The sequence below is a fragment of the Providencia sp. PROV182 genome, from assembly GCF_028480325.1.
Lineage (GTDB): Bacteria > Pseudomonadota > Gammaproteobacteria > Enterobacterales > Enterobacteriaceae > Providencia > Providencia hangzhouensis.
This window is the reverse complement of record NZ_JAMPOL010000010.1, coordinates 174,308-193,844: the sequence shown is the minus strand read 5'-3', so window position 1 is coordinate 193,844 and position 19,537 is coordinate 174,308. Positions and strand designations below refer to the sequence as shown.

Below are 19,537 nucleotides of genomic sequence, written 5' to 3'. Positions count from 1 at the left end.
ACATCGCAAAACTAGGAATAATTCCTAGTCCCCTAATACCTTCTCTCATCCTTTTTGTTAAAAACTTGATTACATTTTGCCTAACAAGAGAAACCGCCCTATGACAGGTAAAGACACCTTGAGTCTGGATAACACGTATCGTTTTTGGCGTCGCCGCTTAATGCTATCAATGATTATTGGTTATGCCACTTTTTACCTTACGCGAAAGAGTTTTAACTTCGTGATGCCTGTCATGCAAAACGAGCTGTTTCTCGATAAAAGCGATATTGGCTGGATAGCGACTGCATTTTATTTAACCTACGGTATTTCTAAGTTTTTATCGGGAATTTTCCACGATATCACCGGATACCGTTGGTTTATGGGTGTCGGCTTAGTGATGACAGGGCTACTAAATATTATTTTTGCCTATTGCTTATCGTTTCCGGCGTTATTAATCGTATGGACACTAAATGGCTTTTTTCAAGGCTGGGGCTGGCCACCTTGCGCACGCATTCTAACGCACTGGTATTCGCGCAATGAGCGTGGGTTTTGGTGGGGGCTGTGGAATATTTCCATCAACCTAGGGGGAATGTTACTGCCTCTGCTAACGGCATTATTGGCAACCCAGTACAGCTGGCAAATGGCATTAATTGTCCCTGGCGTTATTGGAGTCATCATTGGGTTATGGCTGTGCCGCCAATTACGTGGCACACCACAAGAAGAACAGCTTCCAAGCGTGGGGCAATGGCGACAAGATGTGTTGGAGCTACGCCAAGAGCGTTTGTCCCCTCCCATGCCAATGTTAACGATTTTAAAAGATGCCATTATTTTTAACCGTATGATTTGGTTACTGGGTTTCTCCTATATTTTGGTTTATCTCATTCGCATGGCGATAAACGATTGGGGGAATTTATGGTTAACAGAGAAACATGGCACTAATTTACTCAGTGCAAATGCAACATTATCGTTATTTGAATTGGGGGGATTATTAGGTGCTCTCTGCTCTGGCTGGGGCTCTGATATCCTATTTCGCGGCCAACGAGCGCCAATGATCCTACTGTTTTCTTTGGGGCTTTGTGTCTCAGTTAGCGCCTTATGGTTAACGCCAATTCATCACTACGCTTTATTGGCTGTATGTTTCTTTGCTATCGGATTTTTTGTGTTTGGACCACAAATGTTAATCGGCTTAGCTGCAACAGAATATTGTCATAAAAAAGCAGCTGGGGCGGTAACGGGCTATCTTGGATTGTACGCCTATTTAGGGGCGGCAATTGCGGGATGGCCACTCTCTCAAGTCATTGCACATTATGGTTGGTCAGGAATGTTTTCTTTACTGACCAGTGCCGCGGCTTTGATGGGATTACTGCTAATGCCTCTATTGATTGCCAATGTCAGCAAGCGAGAGCATTTAGCAGGCACTGTTTCACCCTCTGATAATAAAACCTGAATAAAGGACTGAAAATGAAACTGAAAACTCTCTCTACGCTTATCGCTGTTGGTTTATCACTAGCGGCTATTTCTACCACTGCAAATGCTGCGGGCCGTTTGGTTGTTTACTGTAGCGCCACTAACGCCATGTGCGAAACTGAAACGCAAGCTTTTGCAAAGAAATACGATGTCAAAACCACCTTTGTACGTAACGGTTCTGGCAGTACTTTAGCCAAAATTGAGGCCGAAAAACGTAACCCACAAGCTGACGTGTGGTATGGCGGTACATTAGACCCTCATTCACAAGCAGGAGAAATGGATTTACTTGAGCCATACAAGTCGCCAAATCTGTCTGAAATTATGCCGCAGTTCCAAGACCCAGCAAAACGTAAAGGTAACTATTCTTCCGCAGTTTACATCGGTATTTTAGGCTTCGGTGTCAATAAAGACCGCTTAAAAGAAAAAGGTTTGCCGATCCCAACTTGCTGGAAAGATTTAACAAAACCTGAGTATAAAGGCGAAATTCAAATCGCAGACCCACAAAGTTCAGGGACAGCTTATACTGCATTAGCCACTTTCGACCAATTATGGGGAAATGAGCAAGCCTTTGATTATCTAAAAAAATTAAATGCTAACATATCACAATATACCAAGTCAGGTATTGCTCCAGCACGTAATGCGGCTCGTGGTGAGTCGGCAATTGGTATTGGCTTCTTGCATGATTATTCATTAGAAGTGGAAAACGGTGCGCCGTTAGAACTCATCGCTCCTTGTGAAGGAACAGGCTATGAAATCGGCGGGATCAGTATCCTGAAAAACGCACGTAATATGGACAACGCCAAATTATTCGTTGATTTCGTCTTATCGAAAGAAGCTCAAGAGCTGAGCTGGAAAGAAGGGAAATCTTACCAAATCTTAACCAACACAACGGCAGAGTCCTCGCCTATTTCATTAAAACTCAATGAATTGAACCTAATTAATTACGATATGGATAAATACGGTGATGCTGACGTCCGTAAAAACCTTATCAATAAATGGGTTACTGAAGTCAAAATGAGCAAATAGCATTAAGTGCGGCGTTAACTCGCCGCACTGAGCACTTACTTAACTAGAATAAAAAATTAATTTAATTAAGCTTCAAATTATGAGTGTTGTCACTAGGCGGCAAGTGACGTTATCCCTAGGAGCATACATAAGTATGTGACTAGGGTAACGGAGTGAAGCCAATACCGTGACAGCGCAAAATATGACGAGCTTAGGGGGAACTATGTCTCAAACCCTAACCTTATCGACCCCAACCAAAAAGGATAGCATATTCTTTTGGTTGCTGATTGCATGGCTAGGTTTCGCGTTACTACCTTCTTGGAGCCTAGACTATGGCGTACTTGATTCAACACAAGACGAGATCATAGCGGCTTACGGTTGGAGTAGCCTAAACATTAGTTGGCTTTGGTATTTATTACCTTCTATTTTATTTATTCGCCCGTTAACACCAGCGGATCGTTATCATAAAACACGGCATTACGTCGATATTGGCGTGGCTGTTATCACCGCCGTCGTGGTGATCTTAACCTCCTACTTTGAAGGGAAAGGGTTAGGTTACTCAGCTATTGTGCTATTTATCGCCTTGGGAATGGTGATGACATTGGCGTTAACCCGCCTTGAGTGGCTCGGTGGAGACCAGTTTGTTATTGGCTCACTGATCACCGTTGTTGCTTTAATAACCCTGTTTATTGTGTTCCCAAGTGTCGCTATTTTTATCCCGATGTTTACTGATGGAAACGGAGACTTTGCGCCATTCGCCTTTGTGGCAATTTTGACACAATCGCATATTGTCCAAGTTATTATTAACTCTGTATTTTTATCGTTAGCAGTAGGGGCTGGCTGTACTTTCTTTGGTTTAATTTTAGCCATTTATACGACGCGTATTGCTAAACGCTCCGCCATCATTGGCCGTGTTTTTTCTATTTTGCCTATCGTCACTCCCCCATTTGTCGTCGGTCTAGGGGTCACATTGATGATGGGGCGTTCGGGGTATATTACCGAATTCCTTGCTACCTATATGGGCCTTGAAAATACCAACTGGCTATATGGCTTTACGGGAATTTGGTTAGCGCAAGTGCTAGCATTCACCCCGATGTCATTCATGATTTTAGATGGTGCGATTAAAACCATTCACCCATCTTTAGAAGAAGCGTCTTATACATTGCGTGCCAACCGTTACCAAACTTTCTTTAATGTATTTATGCCATTACTGAAACCTGCTTTGGCAAACGCATTTTTAATCGTCATAGTGCAATCATTGGCTGACTTTAGTAACCCATTAGTTTTAGGTGGTAACTTCGACGTACTCGCGACGCAAATTTACTTCTATATCACTGGGTCGCAGTTAGATTATCAAGCCGCCAGTACCTTGGGTGCGTCACTACTAGTGTTCTCACTTTTAGTCTTCTGCGTTCAGTATATGTGGATAGGCAAACGCTCCTATGTCACTGTGTCCGGGAAATCTTACCGTGGTGATGTTCAGCCGTTACCAACATCGTTAATTGCCACTGTAACAGCCTTCTTAGCTATTTGGGTTGCATTTAACATATTGTTATACGGTAGCATTTTCTACGGTAGCTTTACCGTGAACTGGGGTGTTGATTACACCTTAACCTTAGATAATTTTATTAAATTATTTGGTCAGGGTATGAGTGATGGTGCATGGCCGTCACTGTTAGATACGCTTCTGTATGCAGGTATTGCGGCACCTATTACCGCGATCCTTGGTTTACTAATTGCCTATATCGTAGTTCGCCAAGACTTCCGTGGTAAAAAGACCATCGAATTCACGACGATGTTGTGTTTTGCTGTTCCAGGTACCGTGGCAGGTGTGTCATACATTTTAGCCTTTAACGATTCACCGTTTTATTTAACGGGAACGGCTGCCATCGTAATTATTTCAATGACCATGCGTAACGTCCCTGTGGGTATCCGTGCTGGTATTGCAGGTTTAGGGCAAATTGATAAATCATTGGATGAAGCGTCACTCAGCTTACGAGCGGGTTCAATGCGTACCATCTTCTTTATCCTGTTACCCTTGTTGCGCCCAGCCATTTTATCGGCGCTGATTTATAGCTTTGTCCGTGCGATCACCACTGTCAGTGCGATTGTATTCTTGGTTACTCCAGATACTCGCGTCGCAACGGCTTATATTTTGAACCGTGTTGAAGACGGTGAATATGGCGTTGCCATTGCCTATGGCTCAATCCTGATTGTCGTAATGTTGGCAATTATTTTCTTATTTGACTATTTGATTGGCGAAGCCCGTGTTTCACGTTCCAAAGCCAAAAATGCACAGTAATCATGGAGTAACTGACATGACACAACATCATTTTGTTGAACTAAAAAATGTGACTAAACGCTTTGGCAACAATACCGTCATCGATGATTTAAGTCTTTCAATCCCTCAAGGTAGCATGGTGACCCTACTCGGCCCATCAGGCTGCGGTAAAACCACCGTATTGCGTTTAGTGGCTGGCTTAGAAAAACCGACTGAAGGCCGTATGTTTATTGACGGTGAAGATGTGACAGACCGTTCCATTCAACAACGCGATATCTGTATGGTTTTCCAATCTTATGCCCTGTTCCCGCATATGTCCTTGGGGGACAACGTGGGTTATGGCTTAAAAATGTTAGGATTACCCAAAGCCGAAATAAAAAAACGAGTTGACGAGGCATTAGAATTAGTTGATTTAGCTGGTTTTGCTGACCGCTTTGTCGACCAAATTTCTGGGGGACAACAGCAACGAGTTGCCTTAGCTCGTGCATTGATCCTTAAGCCAAAGGTCCTATTATTCGATGAGCCATTAAGTAACTTGGATGCGAATTTACGTCGTAGCATGCGTGAAAAAATCCGTGAGTTACAGCAGCAGTTTAATATCACCTCTTTGTATGTTACCCATGACCAAAGCGAGGCCTTTGCGGTTTCGGATATGGTGTTGGTCATGAATAAAGGGAAAATCATGCAACTCGGCTCACCGCAAGAGCTCTACCGCCAGCCAGCGTCAAAATTTATGGCCAGCTTTATGGGGGATGCCAATATTTTCCCTGCGACACTCAGTGCGGATTCCGTGGATATTTTCAATTATCGCTTACCACGCCCAGAACAGTTTGTTACTGATAAAACCGCGGTAACTGTGGGGGTTCGTCCCGAAGCTATCACGCTGAGTTTACAAGGTGAAGACAGCCAACGCTGTACAGTGACTCATGTTGCTTATATGGGGCCTCAATATGAAGTCACTGTTGATTGGCATGGTCAATCAATGTTGCTGCAAATTAATGCCACTCAATTACAACCCTCTGTCGGGGAAAACCTGTATTTGCAGATCCACCCATACGGCATGTTTATTCTTGAGTAATATCTCACTCTTTGAATAATACAAAATGTCATTAGGTAACAAGGGAAACTTAGCATTGTGAATAGCACATTCTCCCTTCACCCATAAGGGCGGAGGGGGAATGTGCCCCATAAGAAAATAATCACTAAAAGCATATTATCGGTGACTTCAATATCAATTTTTATTTTTTTCTGAAAGTACAATTAACATACTTAACAAAATAAATAACATACCGATTATCATCGAAATTGTCATTGTCTCATCTAAAAGATAGGATGAAATCATCACACTAATGATTGGTGAAATAAGAATTGAGTATGATGAAAGCTTTGCGCCACCATACCCTATCATATAATACCAAAGAACATAAACAATCACGCCATTAGCTATCCCCATATAGATAATTGGTATATATACACTCATAAAAAATTCAGAATGTATATTACTCAATATGTTTAAATCAACATTTAAAAATGGAATTAATAAAATAAGAAAAATAAATGATACTATATTTTGATAAAATACTTTTGAAGTTAGGTTTATTTTCATGGTAATTTTTTCAGATAAAATAGTTCCTAGCGCCCACATAAATGCACTTAATAAAATTATCATTTCACCAATACTTATACCAACTGGTGATATAAAGATAAAAATACCACTAATGCATAACAAAGATACAAATACTGACCGAGTTTCAATATGTTTATTTATTACACCCAATACAACTGTTGCCATTACTGGCATTGTATAAACAAGTACAGATGCCTTTACCGCTTCTGTATACTTTAACGCCAAACTATTTAATATAGGAACTAAAAAAATATTTAAAAAACCAAGTGGGATACTGTTTACAAACTCTCGAAAATTAAACCGACACCGACTAAAAAAGAAAAAAACAAAGCACAAAAAATAACTGAAATAATTAGGGAGTAGATTCTAAAAGCCCAAACACCTACTTGGTCAATCGCTAGTTTTGATATAGGAAATGCACTCCCCCATATGAATGATATTAAAATAGCACAAAGAAGTACTTTAATTTGCTTCATTATACCTCACAACTAATGCCATTCTTTTACTTGTTCTATTAGATGTCACTGTGGAAACGAAATGTGGGATTTTTCTTTTTTTTGTATCAAAAATTAAAATATTTAAATATGACGGGATAAAAGTATCTAAAATTGTCTTTTTATCCTTATCTAAAATCATCGTTAATCCTCCATAATTTGCTTCCCATTCCTTTGTTAGGTTAATTACAATACCTATCCCATCATCGGAGTCGCAATGTGTAGTTAGAAAATCATCTTTATCAAACTTGCTTAAGTACATGTTTGATATAATATTTACCTTACTTCCTGTTAGGTTTTCTAAAAATTTTTTAAATTTAACATCATTAACAACTGAAATTAAATCAGCAGAAATTATTTTTATTGAATCAGATAAGTTATCTACATTGATAGCACTAACATTAGAAAATATTAAATTAAGACAGTCAACGTCAGTAGATTAATAAAAAATAATGCCACATAGATAATAAATATATTGGCAATACATATTATTTGAATATATATATTTTTTAAATAAAATAAAAAAACAGCGTCTAAGTTTCCTTAAACGCTGCTTTTAATAGCAGGATTAATTATAAAAACGCTTTATATGGCAATTCAGGTTCATTTTTGAAAATATCACTAAAGCCGCGGAAATGTTGATAATGCATGCGGTTTTTATCTGTTGGATAAGTATATTTCCCACCCACTTGCCAGAAGAACGGGGCAAATTTATATTGCAAACGCTCTTTTTTCATATTCCACAAGACTTCAATTTCCCGCGGATCATTTTGGAAGTTAGCCCAAATATCATGGTGGAATGGAATAACCCGCTCGCAATCTAATGACTCTGCCGCACGTAAAATATCGGATGACGTCATTTTATCGGTCACACCACGTGGGTTCTCTCCATAGGAAAGCAATGCCACATCAATCTGATAACGGTTACCGTGAGCCGCATAATAGTTTGAATAATGTGAATCGCCTGAATGATAAATAGAGCCACCTGTTGTTTCAATCAGGTAATTCACTGCACGTGAATCCATACCATCTAAAATTTGCTTATCATAAGAAGAAACACCCTGTGGCAATGTCACTAGTGCCGTGCGGTCAAATGAGTCTAACACACGGATTTTCATATCCCCCACTTCCAGTACATCACCGACTTTGGCAACAACGCAACGTTCGGTTGGTACTCCCCATTTTATCCATAAATCCACACAAGCTTGAGGGCCAATAAATTTAACGTGGTCACCACAGTTTTGCATTACCGCAGCAGCGACATTGACATCGATATGGTCAGCATGGTCATGAGAAGCTAAAATCGCATCAACTTCTTTAATCGCAAACGGATCTAAAGGGAAAATTGCAGTACGTAAGTTGGGTTGTAGCGCTTCAACACCGCCCATACGCATCATTTGGTGTTGCTTATTCATGAGTGGATTTTTTTGCGTTTTTTTCCCTGTTCCACACCAAAAATCGATACAAACATTGGTATTTCCCTCACTCTTTAACCAAATACCTGTGCACCCCAGCCACCACATTGAAAAGGTATTGGGTTCAACAACCGTTTTTTCAATTTCTTCATTTAGCCACGTTCCCCACTCAGGAAACGTACTTAAAATCCAAGATTCACGTGTGATTTCATTTACTTTGCTCATAGTAACAATACCTTTTCTAGAATTTTAGATGTAGGGAGCCTGATGCCTTAATCGAGAAATTAAGGCATGGCAGCTGAATTTGTCTATATTAAAAAATCAGGTATTCGACGGAATTAAACCAGTATCACTCGCGTGCCCTGTTCGGCAATCGCTTTGATAACCTCAGCATTGGCATTTCTTCCAGTGATAAGAACATCTATCTTATTAGCTGGGCAAAATAACATTCCCGTTCGATGACCCACTTTGGAACTGTCTACAACAACGACTAATTTATCAATTTGGTCAAGCATTTGCTGCTCTGCTACCGCAGTTAACATATCCGCTTTATATAAGCCAGCTTCCGTTAATCCTTTACCTGAAGTAAACATCCAGTTACCGGCATAGCCCATTAACGTGTTCAAAGCAGGATTCAAAAAAATGTTTTGTGCTTTGTTATACTGCCCACCGATTAAAATGACGTCATCATGGTCTTGGTCAATCAAATAACTCGCTAATGGAAAATAATTCGTCACAATTTGCACGTTTTTACCGCACAACTGCTGCCCTAACATAAACGCGGTTGAACCACAGTTAATTACAGCACTTTCTCCCGGAAGACAAAGTTCTGCCGCTTTAATTGCGATTTCAGACTTTTCTTCATAGTGCTCAGTACTATTGATGTTTAACGGTGTCCACTTACGCTTTTTATTTTCAATACGTTCTGCGCCATTACGGACTTTTCGCAATTTACCTTGCCCATCTAACTTTGAAATATCACGACGAGCAGTTGCAGGAGACACACTAAATTGTTCGGTTATATGAGAAACATTGATCACTCGATGCGTTTCCAATAACGACAATATTTCATTGTGTCTTTGCACTTCATTCATAATCATCGCCTTATTAGTTAATAATCACGACCATGATGACATATGACTCAAAATGATTACTAGTGATTAGTTTTGATTCTATTTATCTCATCTAATATTGTCAACCTTTGCTTATGCAAAAAAACAATATTTGATTCAAGTAAAAATATCACATTGATATATATGAATATTTTAAATTTTACGTGATCAAGTCGCCATTTATTTATTTTTTTACTGGTAAAAAAACAGACAAATGCAAACAATCATAAAAGAGCAATTCGTGATTACATATGATCACATTTGATTTTTGCGGGATTGTTTAACCCCTTTAAATGATTATATCGCAATAACACCAGATACGATCAATATGAATCATCTCTGACCCAGATAAATTACAAATACAATTTGATTAGAGGTAAAAATATGGATTTTTTATACGACGCTTTCTATATTTTTTACAGCCAAGTAATGACAAAAGCGCCTCTATTATTAGGCTTAGTCACATTTATTGGTTATTGGCTATTAAAGCGCGATGGCACGACAATCCTCAAAGGGACAATCAAAACGATTGTTGGTTTTATGCTAGTTGGCGTTGGAGCCAGTACTTTAGTTTCCAGTTTTAAACCCGTAATAGAAAAAATGTCTGAATACCATGGACTTACGGGCTCAGTTATTGACCCATATACGTCAATGATGGCGACAATGGAAGCCATGGGTGATAACTATTCTTGGGTGGGCTATACCGTTTTATTAGCTCTCGCAATTAATATTGTTTTAGTCCTTTTTCGCCGCGTCACGGGTATTCGTACCATTATGTTGACAGGGCATATTATGTTTCAACAAGCAGGCCTAATCGCTGTTTTCTATTTTGTGCTTGGCTCAAGCATGTGGGAAACCATTTTGTATTCTGCGGTATTAATGGCGCTGTATTGGGGAATTTCTTCCAATATTATGTTTAAGCCAACGCAAGAAGTTACTGGCGGTGCCGGTTTTTCTATCGGCCACCAGCAGCAGTTTGCCTCATGGATAGCAACCAAAGTTTCCCCGAAATTGGGGGATAGAAAAGACAGTGTTGATAATTTAAAACTGCCCAAATGGCTGCATATCTTCCATGACAGTATTTCCGCTACTGCCATTGTGATGACCTTATTCTTTGGTGTGATCTTAATTTCCTTTGGTATACCTAATCTGCAAACCATGGCAGGGACCACCCACTGGACCATTTATATTATTGAAACAGGTTTAAAGTTTGCCGTTGCTATCCAAATCATTGTAACGGGTGTGCGAATGTTTGTTGCCGAGCTTTCTGAGGCCTTTAAAGGAATCTCCGAACGTGTCATTCCCAACGCTGTGCTCGCTATCGATTGTGCAGCAATCTACGCTTTCTCACCTAATGCGATGGTATTTGGCTTTATGTGGGGGGCAATTGGGCAATTTGTTGCCGTTCTGGGTATGTTGGCATTTAACTCGCCAATTATGATTATTCCTGGTTTTATCCCAATGTTTTTCTCTAACGCCACTATTGGTATCTTTGCAAACCATTTTGGCGGCTGGAAAGCGGTTATGAAAGTCTGTTTTGTCATGGGCGTTATCGAGATATTAGGTTCCGCTTGGGCCATTGATCTTATCAATCGACAAGGTACTGAATTTAGCGGTTGGATGGGAATGGCCGACTGGGCATTAGCTTTCCCTGTCATTATGCAAGGTTTGTCTTTCTCTAAAATGTTCTTCTTTGTGGTTGTCGCCCTCTCCTTTGTCTATATGTACTTTGCCGCAAAAAAATTACGCGCTGAAGAAGACGCACAAAGTCCAACCGAAGCTGAAAGTGAGGTCAATGAGAAAGCTGAAGCAGCCCCACTTGAAAATAGCGGCGCTAAACCTGTACGTATCTTAGCAGTTTGCGGTAATGGACAAGGCTCGTCAATGATGATGAAAATGAAAATTGGCCAGTATCTTGAGAAAAAAGGGATCCCACACATCATGGACTCCTGCGCCGTATCTGACTATAAATCAAAATTAACAGCCACTGATATTATCGTTTCCTCTAAGCATTTAAGCTCAGAAATGGACCCCGGTGATGGGAAATTTGTGCTTGGCGTACAAAATATGCTCAACCCTAACTCATTCGGTGATGAACTACTCGATATCATACATACTAATTTTATTGGAAATAAATAGCCTAAGTCATAGGAATAGATATCGCTCATAACGGTATCTACTCCCTTAACGTTGAAAAATAGGAAGGCAATGATGGGATTTAAACAATCACTAATCGACAATAATTCGATACAGCTAAAAGCATCCGCTGATAACTGGCGTGATGCTATTAAGATAGGTACAGACCTGCTCATCGCTTCGGGGGCGATAAAACCCAGTTATCATGAGGCAATCATCAGCAGCGTCGAAAAACTTGGGCCTTATATTTGTATCGCGCCTAATTTGGCCCTTCCCCATGCAAGACCTGAAGATGGTGTACTAAAAACAGCCTTTGCTTTAGTCACTCTAGACAAACCCATTATTTTTGATGGCGAGGATGAACCCGTTGATGTGCTGATCACCTTAGCGGGTAGCTCATCAGATGAACATATGGAAGGCTTGATGGAAGTGACTCGCGTTCTCGATGATGAAAACAGTGAAACCGGTGTCGATCTTGATAAATTACGTCGCTGCCGCACCATTGATGATGTTTATCAGGTTATTGACCAAGCATTATGCTAATTTAATGATAATAAAAAAGAATCATTAATTAGCAATAGAGGTAATCAACTATGTATAACGTATTAGCGCTTGATTTAGATGGCACAGTTTTAACTCAAGAACACACTATCCACCCAGCCGTCAAACAAGCCATTCACAAAGCAGCAAAACAATGCCATGTCATGATAGTCACGGGTCGCCATCATACCGCAGCTCGCCCCTATTATGATGAGCTTGGTTTAACCACGCCAATTATTTGTTGCAATGGTACTTATATTTATGATTACCAAAATGAAAAAGTTCTCACACACAATGCTCTCACCAAAGAGAACGCGCTCACTTTTATTGAACTGGCGCAACAGGACAAACTGAAAATGGTGATGTATATCACCGATGCCATGGTGTATTCAAAAATCGATCCCATCGATTACATGAGCGCGATGGAGCAATGGGCTAACGACCCAACCATGGCCCATCCGCCAAAAATTTATCGCATTGATTCATTTGAAGAACAAGTCCAGCACGCTGACTATATTTGGAAATTTGTCGTCGAAGGTGAACCGGCTACGTTAGAGCGCTTCTTAAACTCACCTTGGATAAAACAAACTTTTAATGCAGAAAAATCATGGTCAAACCGTTTCGATTTTGCTGCTAAAGGCAATAACAAAGGAACGCGTTTAGCTGAGTATCTTCATTCTCTGGGTTATGACTCGAAGCAAGTTATTGCTGTTGGTGATAATCACAACGATATCTCCATGATTAAGCTAGCAGGCTTAGGAGTTGCAATGAAAAATGCTGATGACACCGTGAAGTCCCATGCGGATTTCGTTTGTGCTACCGATAACAATGGTGACGGCCTTGCGCGTCTCATACATGAAAATATTTTAGGACAATCACAATGACAAAGCCTTTGATCCAAATAGCTCTAGACCAAACCAACTTACCGGCTGCACTCGAAGTGGCTGAAAATGTACACACTTTCGTTGATATTATTGAAGTGGGCACAATCTTAGCTTTTGCAGAAGGCATGAATGCGGTCGCGACTTTACGTCAAAAATATCCCAACCACATTCTAGTTTGCGATATGAAAACCACGGATGGTGGAGCCATTTTATCGAAAATGGCATTTGAAGCGGGAGCAGATTGGATCACAGTATCAGCGGCGGCACATATTGCCACTATAGCTGCCTGTAAAAAAGTTGCCGATGAGTTTAATCGTGAAATCCAAATTGAAATCTATGGTAATTGGACTTTTGACGATGCTAAAAATTGGGTTGAACTTGGCATTTCGCAAGCTATTTACCATCGTTCCCGTGATGCAGAACTCGCTGGTATTGGCTGGACCAATGAAGATATCGAAAAAATGCGCAAACTGTCTGATTTAGGACTAGAACTCTCAATTACAGGCGGGATAATTCCAGAAGACCTGCATTTATTTAATGGTATCAATGCAAAAGCCTTTATTGCTGGCCGTGCGTTAGTGGGTGAAAAAGGCCAAAAAACGGCGGAAGCACTAAGGGAACAAATTGACCGTTTTTGGAAATAGTAATTAGGAATAATTCTGACTCAAAAACCGACCTTTCCGTTTAAAACTCACTCGATTAAAATTCAGGCCAGCAAAATAGCTGGCCTTTTCAACAATCTATCAAACTTGTGATTTATTAACCTAATTGCTTACGTGCGTTACGGAAAATGCGCATCCACGGGCTATCTTCTCCCCAATTTTCAGGGTGCCATGAATTGCTCACAGTGCGGAAAACACGCTCAGGGTGCGGCATCATGATCGTTGCTCGGCCATCTTTCGAGGTCACCGACGTAATACCATTAACTGACCCATTCGGGTTAGCTGGATATTGCTCGGTTACCTGACCGTAGTTATTCACGAAGCGCATTGCCACCAGCCCATTATCTTCTAATTGCTGTAAATGTGCGGCTGCACGGGTTTCCACTTGCCCTTCCCCATGAGAAACCGCTATCGGCATACGAGAACCTGTCATATCTTGCAGTAACAGTGATGGGCTTTTTGCTATTTCAACTAAGCTAAAGCGTGCTTCAAAACGTTCAGAACGGTTACGTACAAAACGAGGCCAGAATTCAGCACCTGGGATAAGCGTATGTAAGTTCGACATCATCTGGCAACCATTACATACCCCCAGAGATAAAGTATCAGCACGGTTAAAGAATGTCTCAAATTCATCACGGACTTTATTGTTGAATAAAATGGATTTTGCCCAACCTTCACCCGCACCTAATACGTCACCATAAGAGAAACCGCCACAAGCCACTAATGCTTGGAATTGTTCCAAAGACAAGTTACCTGCGAGTAAATCACTCATATGCACATCAATTGCATCGAAACCAGCACGGTCAAAGGCTGCCGCCATTTCCACATGTGAGTTCACACCTTGTTCACGTAAAACAGCTACTTTAGGACGTACACCTGACAAAATAAATGGCGCAGCAATGTCTTCTTCAATGTCATAAGTCAATTTCACATTCAAACCTGGGTCTTGATTATCCTGTTTCATTGTATGTTCTTCGTCGGCACACACTTCGTTATCGCGCAAGCGCTGCATTTGCCAAGTCGTTTCAGCCCACCATTGGCGCAATAAACTGCGAGATTCGCGGTAAACAACCGTATCTCGGCTATTGATGATCACGGCATCATCTTGTATTGCAGAACCTAAATAATGAACACAGCCTGCAAGCCCTGCTTGTGCAAAACATTCTGCCACATACTCTCTATCGGCTTCATTAATTTGAATGACAGCGCCTAACTCTTCGTTGAATAATGCTGCGAGCGTGTCTTCATCAAAAGAGCTAATATCAACATTAATACCGCAATGACCTGCAAAAGCCATTTCCACTAAAGTGACGAATAAGCCGCCATCTGAGCGGTCATGATAGGCTAATAATTTTTGCTCGGATAATAACTTCTGAATGGTATTAAAGAAGCCAAGCAATACTTCAGGGCTACGTACATCAGGGGCTTTATTGCCTAACTGACGATATACCTGTGCGAGTGCAGAACCGCCCAGCGCGTTATGGCCTTGCCCGAGGTCAATTAATAACAAGGCATTATCATGACCTGTTTTTAACTCAGGTGTCACTGTTAAGCGGACATCTTCAACACGGCCAAATGCACTAATCACCAAGGAAAGTGGCGACGTCATTTCACGTTCTTCACCATCCTGCTGCCAACGGGTTTTCATTGACATGGAATCTTTACCAACAGGGATGGTTAAGCCTAGCGCAGGACAAAGCTCTTCCCCTACCGCTTTAACCGCTTCATATAAACCTGCGTCTTCCCCCGGATGCCCTGCCGCTGCCATCCAGTTTGCAGACAATTTAACGCGTTTTAAATCTTGCACATATGAACATGCAATATTGGTTAATGCTTCACCCACGGCCATGCGTGCTGATGCAGCGAAATCCACCAATGCTACTGGCGTTCTTTCACCAATAGACATGGATTCCCCATAGTAGCTATCTAAACTTGCAGCCGTTACTGCACAGTCAGCGACAGGAATTTGCCATGGGCCAACCATCTGATCACGAGCAACCATGCCTGTAACGGTTCGGTCGCCAATGGTAATTAAGAATGTTTTTTCAGCTACGGCTGGTAAATGCAGGACACGTTTCACCGCTTCATTTAAATTAATCGCTGTTCTGTCTAATGAATCCGGTTCCGCCTTTAATGTTTTTACATCACGCAACATTTTTGGCGTTTTGCCTAATAAAACATCCAGTGGCATATCAATCGGTTGGTTAGCAAAATGTTCATCATTTAATGTCAAATGACGTTCTTCAGTGGCTTCCCCAATCACTGCAAACGGCGCACGTTCACGCTCACAAATTGCGGTGAACACAGGAAGCTGCTCTGGTGAAACGGCCATTACATAACGTTCTTGAGATTCGTTACACCAGACCTCCAATGGGCTCATTCCTGGCTCATCATTGAGAATCTTACGTAACTCAAAACGCCCACCACGGCCTCCATCACTGACCAATTCTGGCATTGCGTTCGACAAACCGCCTGCGCCTACGTCATGGATAAATAAAATTGGGTTATCATCACCAAGTTGCCAGCAGCTATCGATGACTTCTTGGCAACGGCGTTCCATCTCTGCGTTATCGCGCTGTACCGAAGCAAAATCCAGGTCTGCATCTGATTGGCCCGATGCCATTGATGATGCAGCTCCACCACCTAACCCGATATTCATTGAAGGACCACCGAGCACAATGAGTTTTGCACCGACCGTAATTTCGCCTTTCTGTACGTGGTCTGCACGGATATTTCCTATGCCCCCCGCTAACATAATCGGCTTATGATAACCACGTAACTCTTCTCCATTGTGGCTATTGACCTTTTCTTCATAAGTACGGAAATAACCTAATAACGCAGGGCGACCAAATTCATTATTAAATGCCGCACCGCCTAATGGCCCTTCCATCATAATATCCAAAGCGGTCACAATGCGCTCTGGTTTACCGAAATCTTCTTCCCAAGGCTGTTCAAAACCAGGAATACGTAGGTTAGAAACCGAAAAACCGACTAAACCTGCTTTTGGCTTCGCGCCGCGACCTGTTGCGCCTTCATCACGAATTTCACCACCAGAGCCTGTTGCTGCGCCTGGCCAAGGCGAAATCGCTGTTGGGTGGTTATGGGTTTCTACCTTCATTAAAATATGAGCATCTTCTTGGTGATAGCGGTAAGTGCGCCCTTCAGGCTCAGGGAAGAAACGACCAACAGGCGAACCTTCCATCACGGCTGCGTTATCTTTATATGCCGATAAAACGTGGTCAGGTGTTTTTTCAAACGTATTTTTAATCATTTTAAACAGAGATTTAGGCTGTTCTTCGCCATCAATCACCCAATCTGCATTAAAGATTTTGTGGCGACAGTGTTCTGAGTTTGCTTGAGCAAACATGTAGAGCTCAACATCCGTTGGATTACGTTTTAACCCGACAAAGGCCTCTAACAGGTAATCAATTTCGTCATCAGCTAATGCCAGTCCCATTTCCCTGTTTGCTGTTTCCAATGCAATACGACCACCCGCAATCACATCAATAGATTTCATTGGTGCTGGCTGGTGCTGCACAAATAATGCGCTCGCTTGTTCAAAAGAAGAGAAAATGCTTTCCATCATGCGATCGTGCAAAATAGCGATCACTTCATGCCACTGCTCTTGGGTCAGTGCATCACCTTGGACATAATAAGCAACTCCGCGTTCAATACGCTTGACTTGATTAAGACCACAGTTGTGTGCAATATCTGTTGCTTTTGAAGACCATGGAGAAATAGTTCCCGGACGAGGAGTCACTAAAATAAGCTTACCGAATGGGTCGTGCTCTGCCAGAGAAGGGCCGTACTTTAACAAACTGCTCAGTTTGCCTTGCTCACTATCACTCAACGGCGCCGAAACTTCAGCAAAGTGCATATACTCAGCATAGATATCCGTGACAGGAAGCTGTTTTTCTACAAACAGTGCCAAAAGGCGGGTAATACGAAATGCTGATAGAGCAGGTGAACCACGCAAAATTTCCATCGTCTTAATTTCTCTCTTTTAAACGCCAGCCCTGAACATGAAAGCAGGGAAACCGGAACACATTATAGAGCAATGTTCATCAATACGAAACCGTTTGCGTGATTAAAAATAAAGCGATTAGTTAAATATTATTCTGTGCTAAATACGATAATATAGGTTGCACCCTTCCTAAATGTTGAGCAAAATAGCCGACTACTGGAATTATAACCATTACTTAGCCATACTCTTTTATGGACATACAGCACCAGTCAATGCACGAGAAACTATTATTTGAATAACTTAAAAGTTAACTATTTAATTGTCGTGGTCATCGCGCTACTGGCTACTATGGTCATCGGTTTTAACGTCCGTTGGCCCAATACACAAAATTCACAAATTAATAAAATTATTTCTCAAGGTGAATTACGTATTAGTGCCGTTAGCTCGCCACTTATCTATATTGATGAGCAAAAACAGCTGCGTGGGTTTGACTACGAGCTGGCTCAAGGCTTTGCCTCATACCTAGGAGTTAAACTCAAGATAACCATCCGCCCAACATTCGAGCAAATATTCGATGACCTTGAAAATGGTGATGCAGATATCGCGGTAGCGGGCCTGCTGTATAACAAAGACCGTTTAGCCAAAACGAAAACCGGTCCAAGCTATCTTAATGTGACTCAACAACTTGTATATCGCAAAGGAACAAACCGTCCCAAAAATTTCAATGAAATTAATGGCAAATTATTAGTTACCGCTGGCACAGCTCATGCAAGTACACTTAAAGAATTGTCCAAAGAATACCCAGACCTAAAGTGGGAAGAAACTTCAAAATACAATACCAGTCAAATCCTTGAAATGGTTGCTGATGGCGAGGTTGACTACACGTTAGAAGACTCTATTGCGGTTGCACTACAGCAACGTATTCACCCCCAAATTGCCGTAGCTTTTGATTTATTGGATGAACATGCTATCACTTGGTATATGCGTCGTAGCAAAGAAAACAGTTTAGACGCTGCGTTACTTGACTTCTTCAATCTCAGTCATGAAACCGAATTACTCGCACGCCTTAATGAAAAATATTTTAGCCATGTAGAATCCTTCGATTATTTCGACACAATGGCATTTATAAAGGCAATTGATAATAAACTTCCCGAGTATCAACCGCTGTTTGAAAAATATGCTCAGGTGATTGACTGGAAATTATTAGCAGCTATCGCATGGCAAGAGTCCCATTGGGACCCTTTAGCGACTTCGCCTACAGGTGTACGTGGGCTAATGATGTTAACCAAGCCAACGGCAACAACAATGGGTATTGCTGACAGGTTAGATCCGGAAGAAAGTATTAAGGGTGGTGCCGCTTATCTTGCTTATATTATGGAACGTTTACCTGAAACCATCGAAGAAGATGACCGCATCTGGTTCGCCCTTTCTGCCTATAATATGGGATATGGGCATATGCAGGATGTACGTAAATTAACTGAAATGTTAGGCGGAGACCCTAACCGGTGGTTAGATGTGAAAGCTCGCTTACCTTTATTGACACAGAAAAAATATTACTCACAGCTCACTTATGGCTATGCACGTGGCCACGAAGCTTATCGTTACGTTGAGAATATTCGTCGTTATCATCAAAGTTTAGTTGGTTACTTACAAAGCCAAGAAAGAAAACAGCATGCACTTGATATTGCACAAAAATCACTTATTTATTTAATTTCACCAGAAAACCTGACAGCAGCTGAGTCTCAAACGATTCAAAATCAGTCCCCTATTCCTGAAAAAGTGAGTACTACGCATTTAGGGAAAATGAGTTCTGCAACGCAACCACCTAAAACACTTGAAGAAAAAAGACTACCATTAGGAAAGTATTTGCTTTCACTACATCCATCGCAAAATACCGATGAAACCGATGATAAAACGCCCATCACACCACTAAAAGCACCTGAGAAGCCGTTATAAATCATGCTGAAATAA

The 19,537-nt window shown here is 41.3% G+C and carries 14 protein-coding genes; 9 read left to right on the top strand and 5 right to left on the bottom strand.

Features of this window, described 5'->3' with window-relative positions:
• Positions 1-100: 100 nt before the first annotated feature.
• The 4 genes from uhpC (at position 101) to fbpC (ending at position 5,810) form a co-directional block, all read left to right on the top strand.
• Positions 101-1,426 (top strand): MFS transporter family glucose-6-phosphate receptor UhpC, encoded by a 1,326-nt coding sequence (gene uhpC / locus PR834_RS08910; protein WP_196724333.1) that lies wholly within the window; start codon positions 101-103, stop codon positions 1,424-1,426.
• A 14-nt stretch (positions 1,427-1,440) separates the two neighbouring features.
• On the top strand, positions 1,441-2,472 hold the full coding sequence (locus PR834_RS08905) for an ABC transporter substrate-binding protein (RefSeq protein WP_272536598.1): 1,032 nt from the start codon (positions 1,441-1,443) through the stop codon (positions 2,470-2,472).
• A 202-nt stretch (positions 2,473-2,674) separates the two neighbouring features.
• Positions 2,675-4,753, top strand: coding sequence for an ABC transporter permease (locus PR834_RS08900; protein WP_164565092.1), 2,079 nt, complete (start codon positions 2,675-2,677; stop codon positions 4,751-4,753).
• A gap of 16 nt (positions 4,754-4,769) precedes the next feature.
• Positions 4,770-5,810 (top strand): ferric ABC transporter ATP-binding protein, encoded by a 1,041-nt coding sequence (gene fbpC / locus PR834_RS08895; RefSeq protein WP_036959014.1) that lies wholly within the window; start codon positions 4,770-4,772, stop codon positions 5,808-5,810.
• 153 nt (positions 5,811-5,963) lie between these two features.
• Here fbpC and PR834_RS08890 read toward each other — a convergent pair whose 3' ends face one another.
• From PR834_RS08890 to ulaR, 4 genes are all read right to left on the bottom strand, one after another.
• Positions 5,964-6,695, bottom strand: a complete 732-nt coding sequence (locus PR834_RS08890; RefSeq protein WP_272536597.1) for a DMT family transporter — start codon at positions 6,693-6,695, stop codon at positions 5,964-5,966.
• 126 nt (positions 6,696-6,821) lie between these two features.
• Positions 6,822-7,115: a 2OG-Fe(II) oxygenase family protein gene (locus PR834_RS08885; RefSeq protein WP_094961698.1), complete on the bottom strand. Its 294-nt coding sequence runs from the start codon at positions 7,113-7,115 to the stop codon at positions 6,822-6,824.
• 310 nt (positions 7,116-7,425) lie between these two features.
• Entirely contained in the window at positions 7,426-8,493 is a 1,068-nt protein-coding gene (ulaG, locus tag PR834_RS08880) for an L-ascorbate 6-phosphate lactonase (protein WP_094961696.1), read from the bottom strand.
• Between the two features lie 113 nt (positions 8,494-8,606).
• Positions 8,607-9,362 carry an HTH-type transcriptional regulator UlaR gene (ulaR, locus tag PR834_RS08875; protein ID WP_036959016.1) on the bottom strand — a complete coding sequence of 252 codons (756 nt, stop codon included), beginning with the start codon at positions 9,360-9,362 and terminating at the stop codon, positions 8,607-8,609.
• Between the two features lie 402 nt (positions 9,363-9,764).
• Between ulaR and PR834_RS08870 the strand changes: the two genes are divergently transcribed.
• From PR834_RS08870 to PR834_RS08855, 4 genes are all read left to right on the top strand, one after another.
• A complete protein-coding gene (locus PR834_RS08870; RefSeq protein ID WP_112308263.1) occupies positions 9,765-11,519 on the top strand; it encodes a PTS ascorbate-specific subunit IIBC in 1,755 nt (584 codons plus the stop codon).
• Positions 11,520-11,591: 72 nt separating this feature from the next.
• Positions 11,592-12,059, top strand: coding sequence for a PTS sugar transporter subunit IIA (locus tag PR834_RS08865; RefSeq protein ID WP_036959017.1), 468 nt, complete (start codon positions 11,592-11,594; stop codon positions 12,057-12,059).
• Between the two features lie 50 nt (positions 12,060-12,109).
• Positions 12,110-12,940, top strand: coding sequence for a Cof-type HAD-IIB family hydrolase (locus tag PR834_RS08860; RefSeq protein ID WP_004264964.1), 831 nt, complete (start codon positions 12,110-12,112; stop codon positions 12,938-12,940).
• Positions 12,937-13,584 (top strand): 3-keto-L-gulonate-6-phosphate decarboxylase UlaD, encoded by a 648-nt coding sequence (locus tag PR834_RS08855; RefSeq protein WP_110591972.1) that lies wholly within the window; start codon positions 12,937-12,939, stop codon positions 13,582-13,584. Before PR834_RS08860 ends, PR834_RS08855 begins: the two co-directional genes overlap by 4 nt.
• A 115-nt stretch (positions 13,585-13,699) precedes the next feature.
• Here the strand turns inward: PR834_RS08855 and purL are convergent, their stop codons facing one another.
• Entirely contained in the window at positions 13,700-17,587 is a 3,888-nt protein-coding gene (gene purL, locus PR834_RS08850) for a phosphoribosylformylglycinamidine synthase (RefSeq protein WP_112308262.1), read from the bottom strand.
• A gap of 270 nt (positions 17,588-17,857) precedes the next feature.
• Here purL and mltF point away from each other — a divergent pair, with 270 nt between their 5' ends.
• A complete protein-coding gene (gene mltF, locus PR834_RS08845) occupies positions 17,858-19,522 on the top strand; it encodes a membrane-bound lytic murein transglycosylase MltF (protein WP_050763803.1) in 1,665 nt (554 codons plus the stop codon).
• The last annotated feature ends 15 nt before the right edge of the window (positions 19,523-19,537 follow it).

Bases quoted from the DNA above. Each gene is read 5' to 3' on its own strand.
- PR834_RS08855 (WP_110591972.1), top strand. From the start codon at position 12,937: ATGACAAAGCCTTTGATCCAAATAGCTCTAGACCAAACCAACTTACCG.
- purL (WP_112308262.1), bottom strand. From the start codon at position 17,587: ATGGAAATTTTGCGTGGTTCACCTGCTCTATCAGCATTTCGTATTACC.
- PR834_RS08905 (WP_272536598.1), top strand. From the start codon at position 1,441: ATGAAACTGAAAACTCTCTCTACGCTTATCGCTGTTGGTTTATCACTA.
- uhpC (WP_196724333.1), top strand. From the start codon at position 101: ATGACAGGTAAAGACACCTTGAGTCTGGATAACACGTATCGTTTTTGG.
- PR834_RS08860 (WP_004264964.1), top strand. From the start codon at position 12,110: ATGTATAACGTATTAGCGCTTGATTTAGATGGCACAGTTTTAACTCAA.
- PR834_RS08865 (WP_036959017.1), top strand. From the start codon at position 11,592: ATGGGATTTAAACAATCACTAATCGACAATAATTCGATACAGCTAAAA.
- ulaR (WP_036959016.1), bottom strand. From the start codon at position 9,362: ATGAATGAAGTGCAAAGACACAATGAAATATTGTCGTTATTGGAAACG.
- PR834_RS08885 (WP_094961698.1), bottom strand. From the start codon at position 7,115: ATGTACTTAAGCAAGTTTGATAAAGATGATTTTCTAACTACACATTGC.
- PR834_RS08900 (WP_164565092.1), top strand. From the start codon at position 2,675: ATGTCTCAAACCCTAACCTTATCGACCCCAACCAAAAAGGATAGCATA.
- PR834_RS08870 (WP_112308263.1), top strand. From the start codon at position 9,765: ATGGATTTTTTATACGACGCTTTCTATATTTTTTACAGCCAAGTAATG.
- fbpC (WP_036959014.1), top strand. From the start codon at position 4,770: ATGACACAACATCATTTTGTTGAACTAAAAAATGTGACTAAACGCTTT.
- ulaG (WP_094961696.1), bottom strand. From the start codon at position 8,493: ATGAGCAAAGTAAATGAAATCACACGTGAATCTTGGATTTTAAGTACG.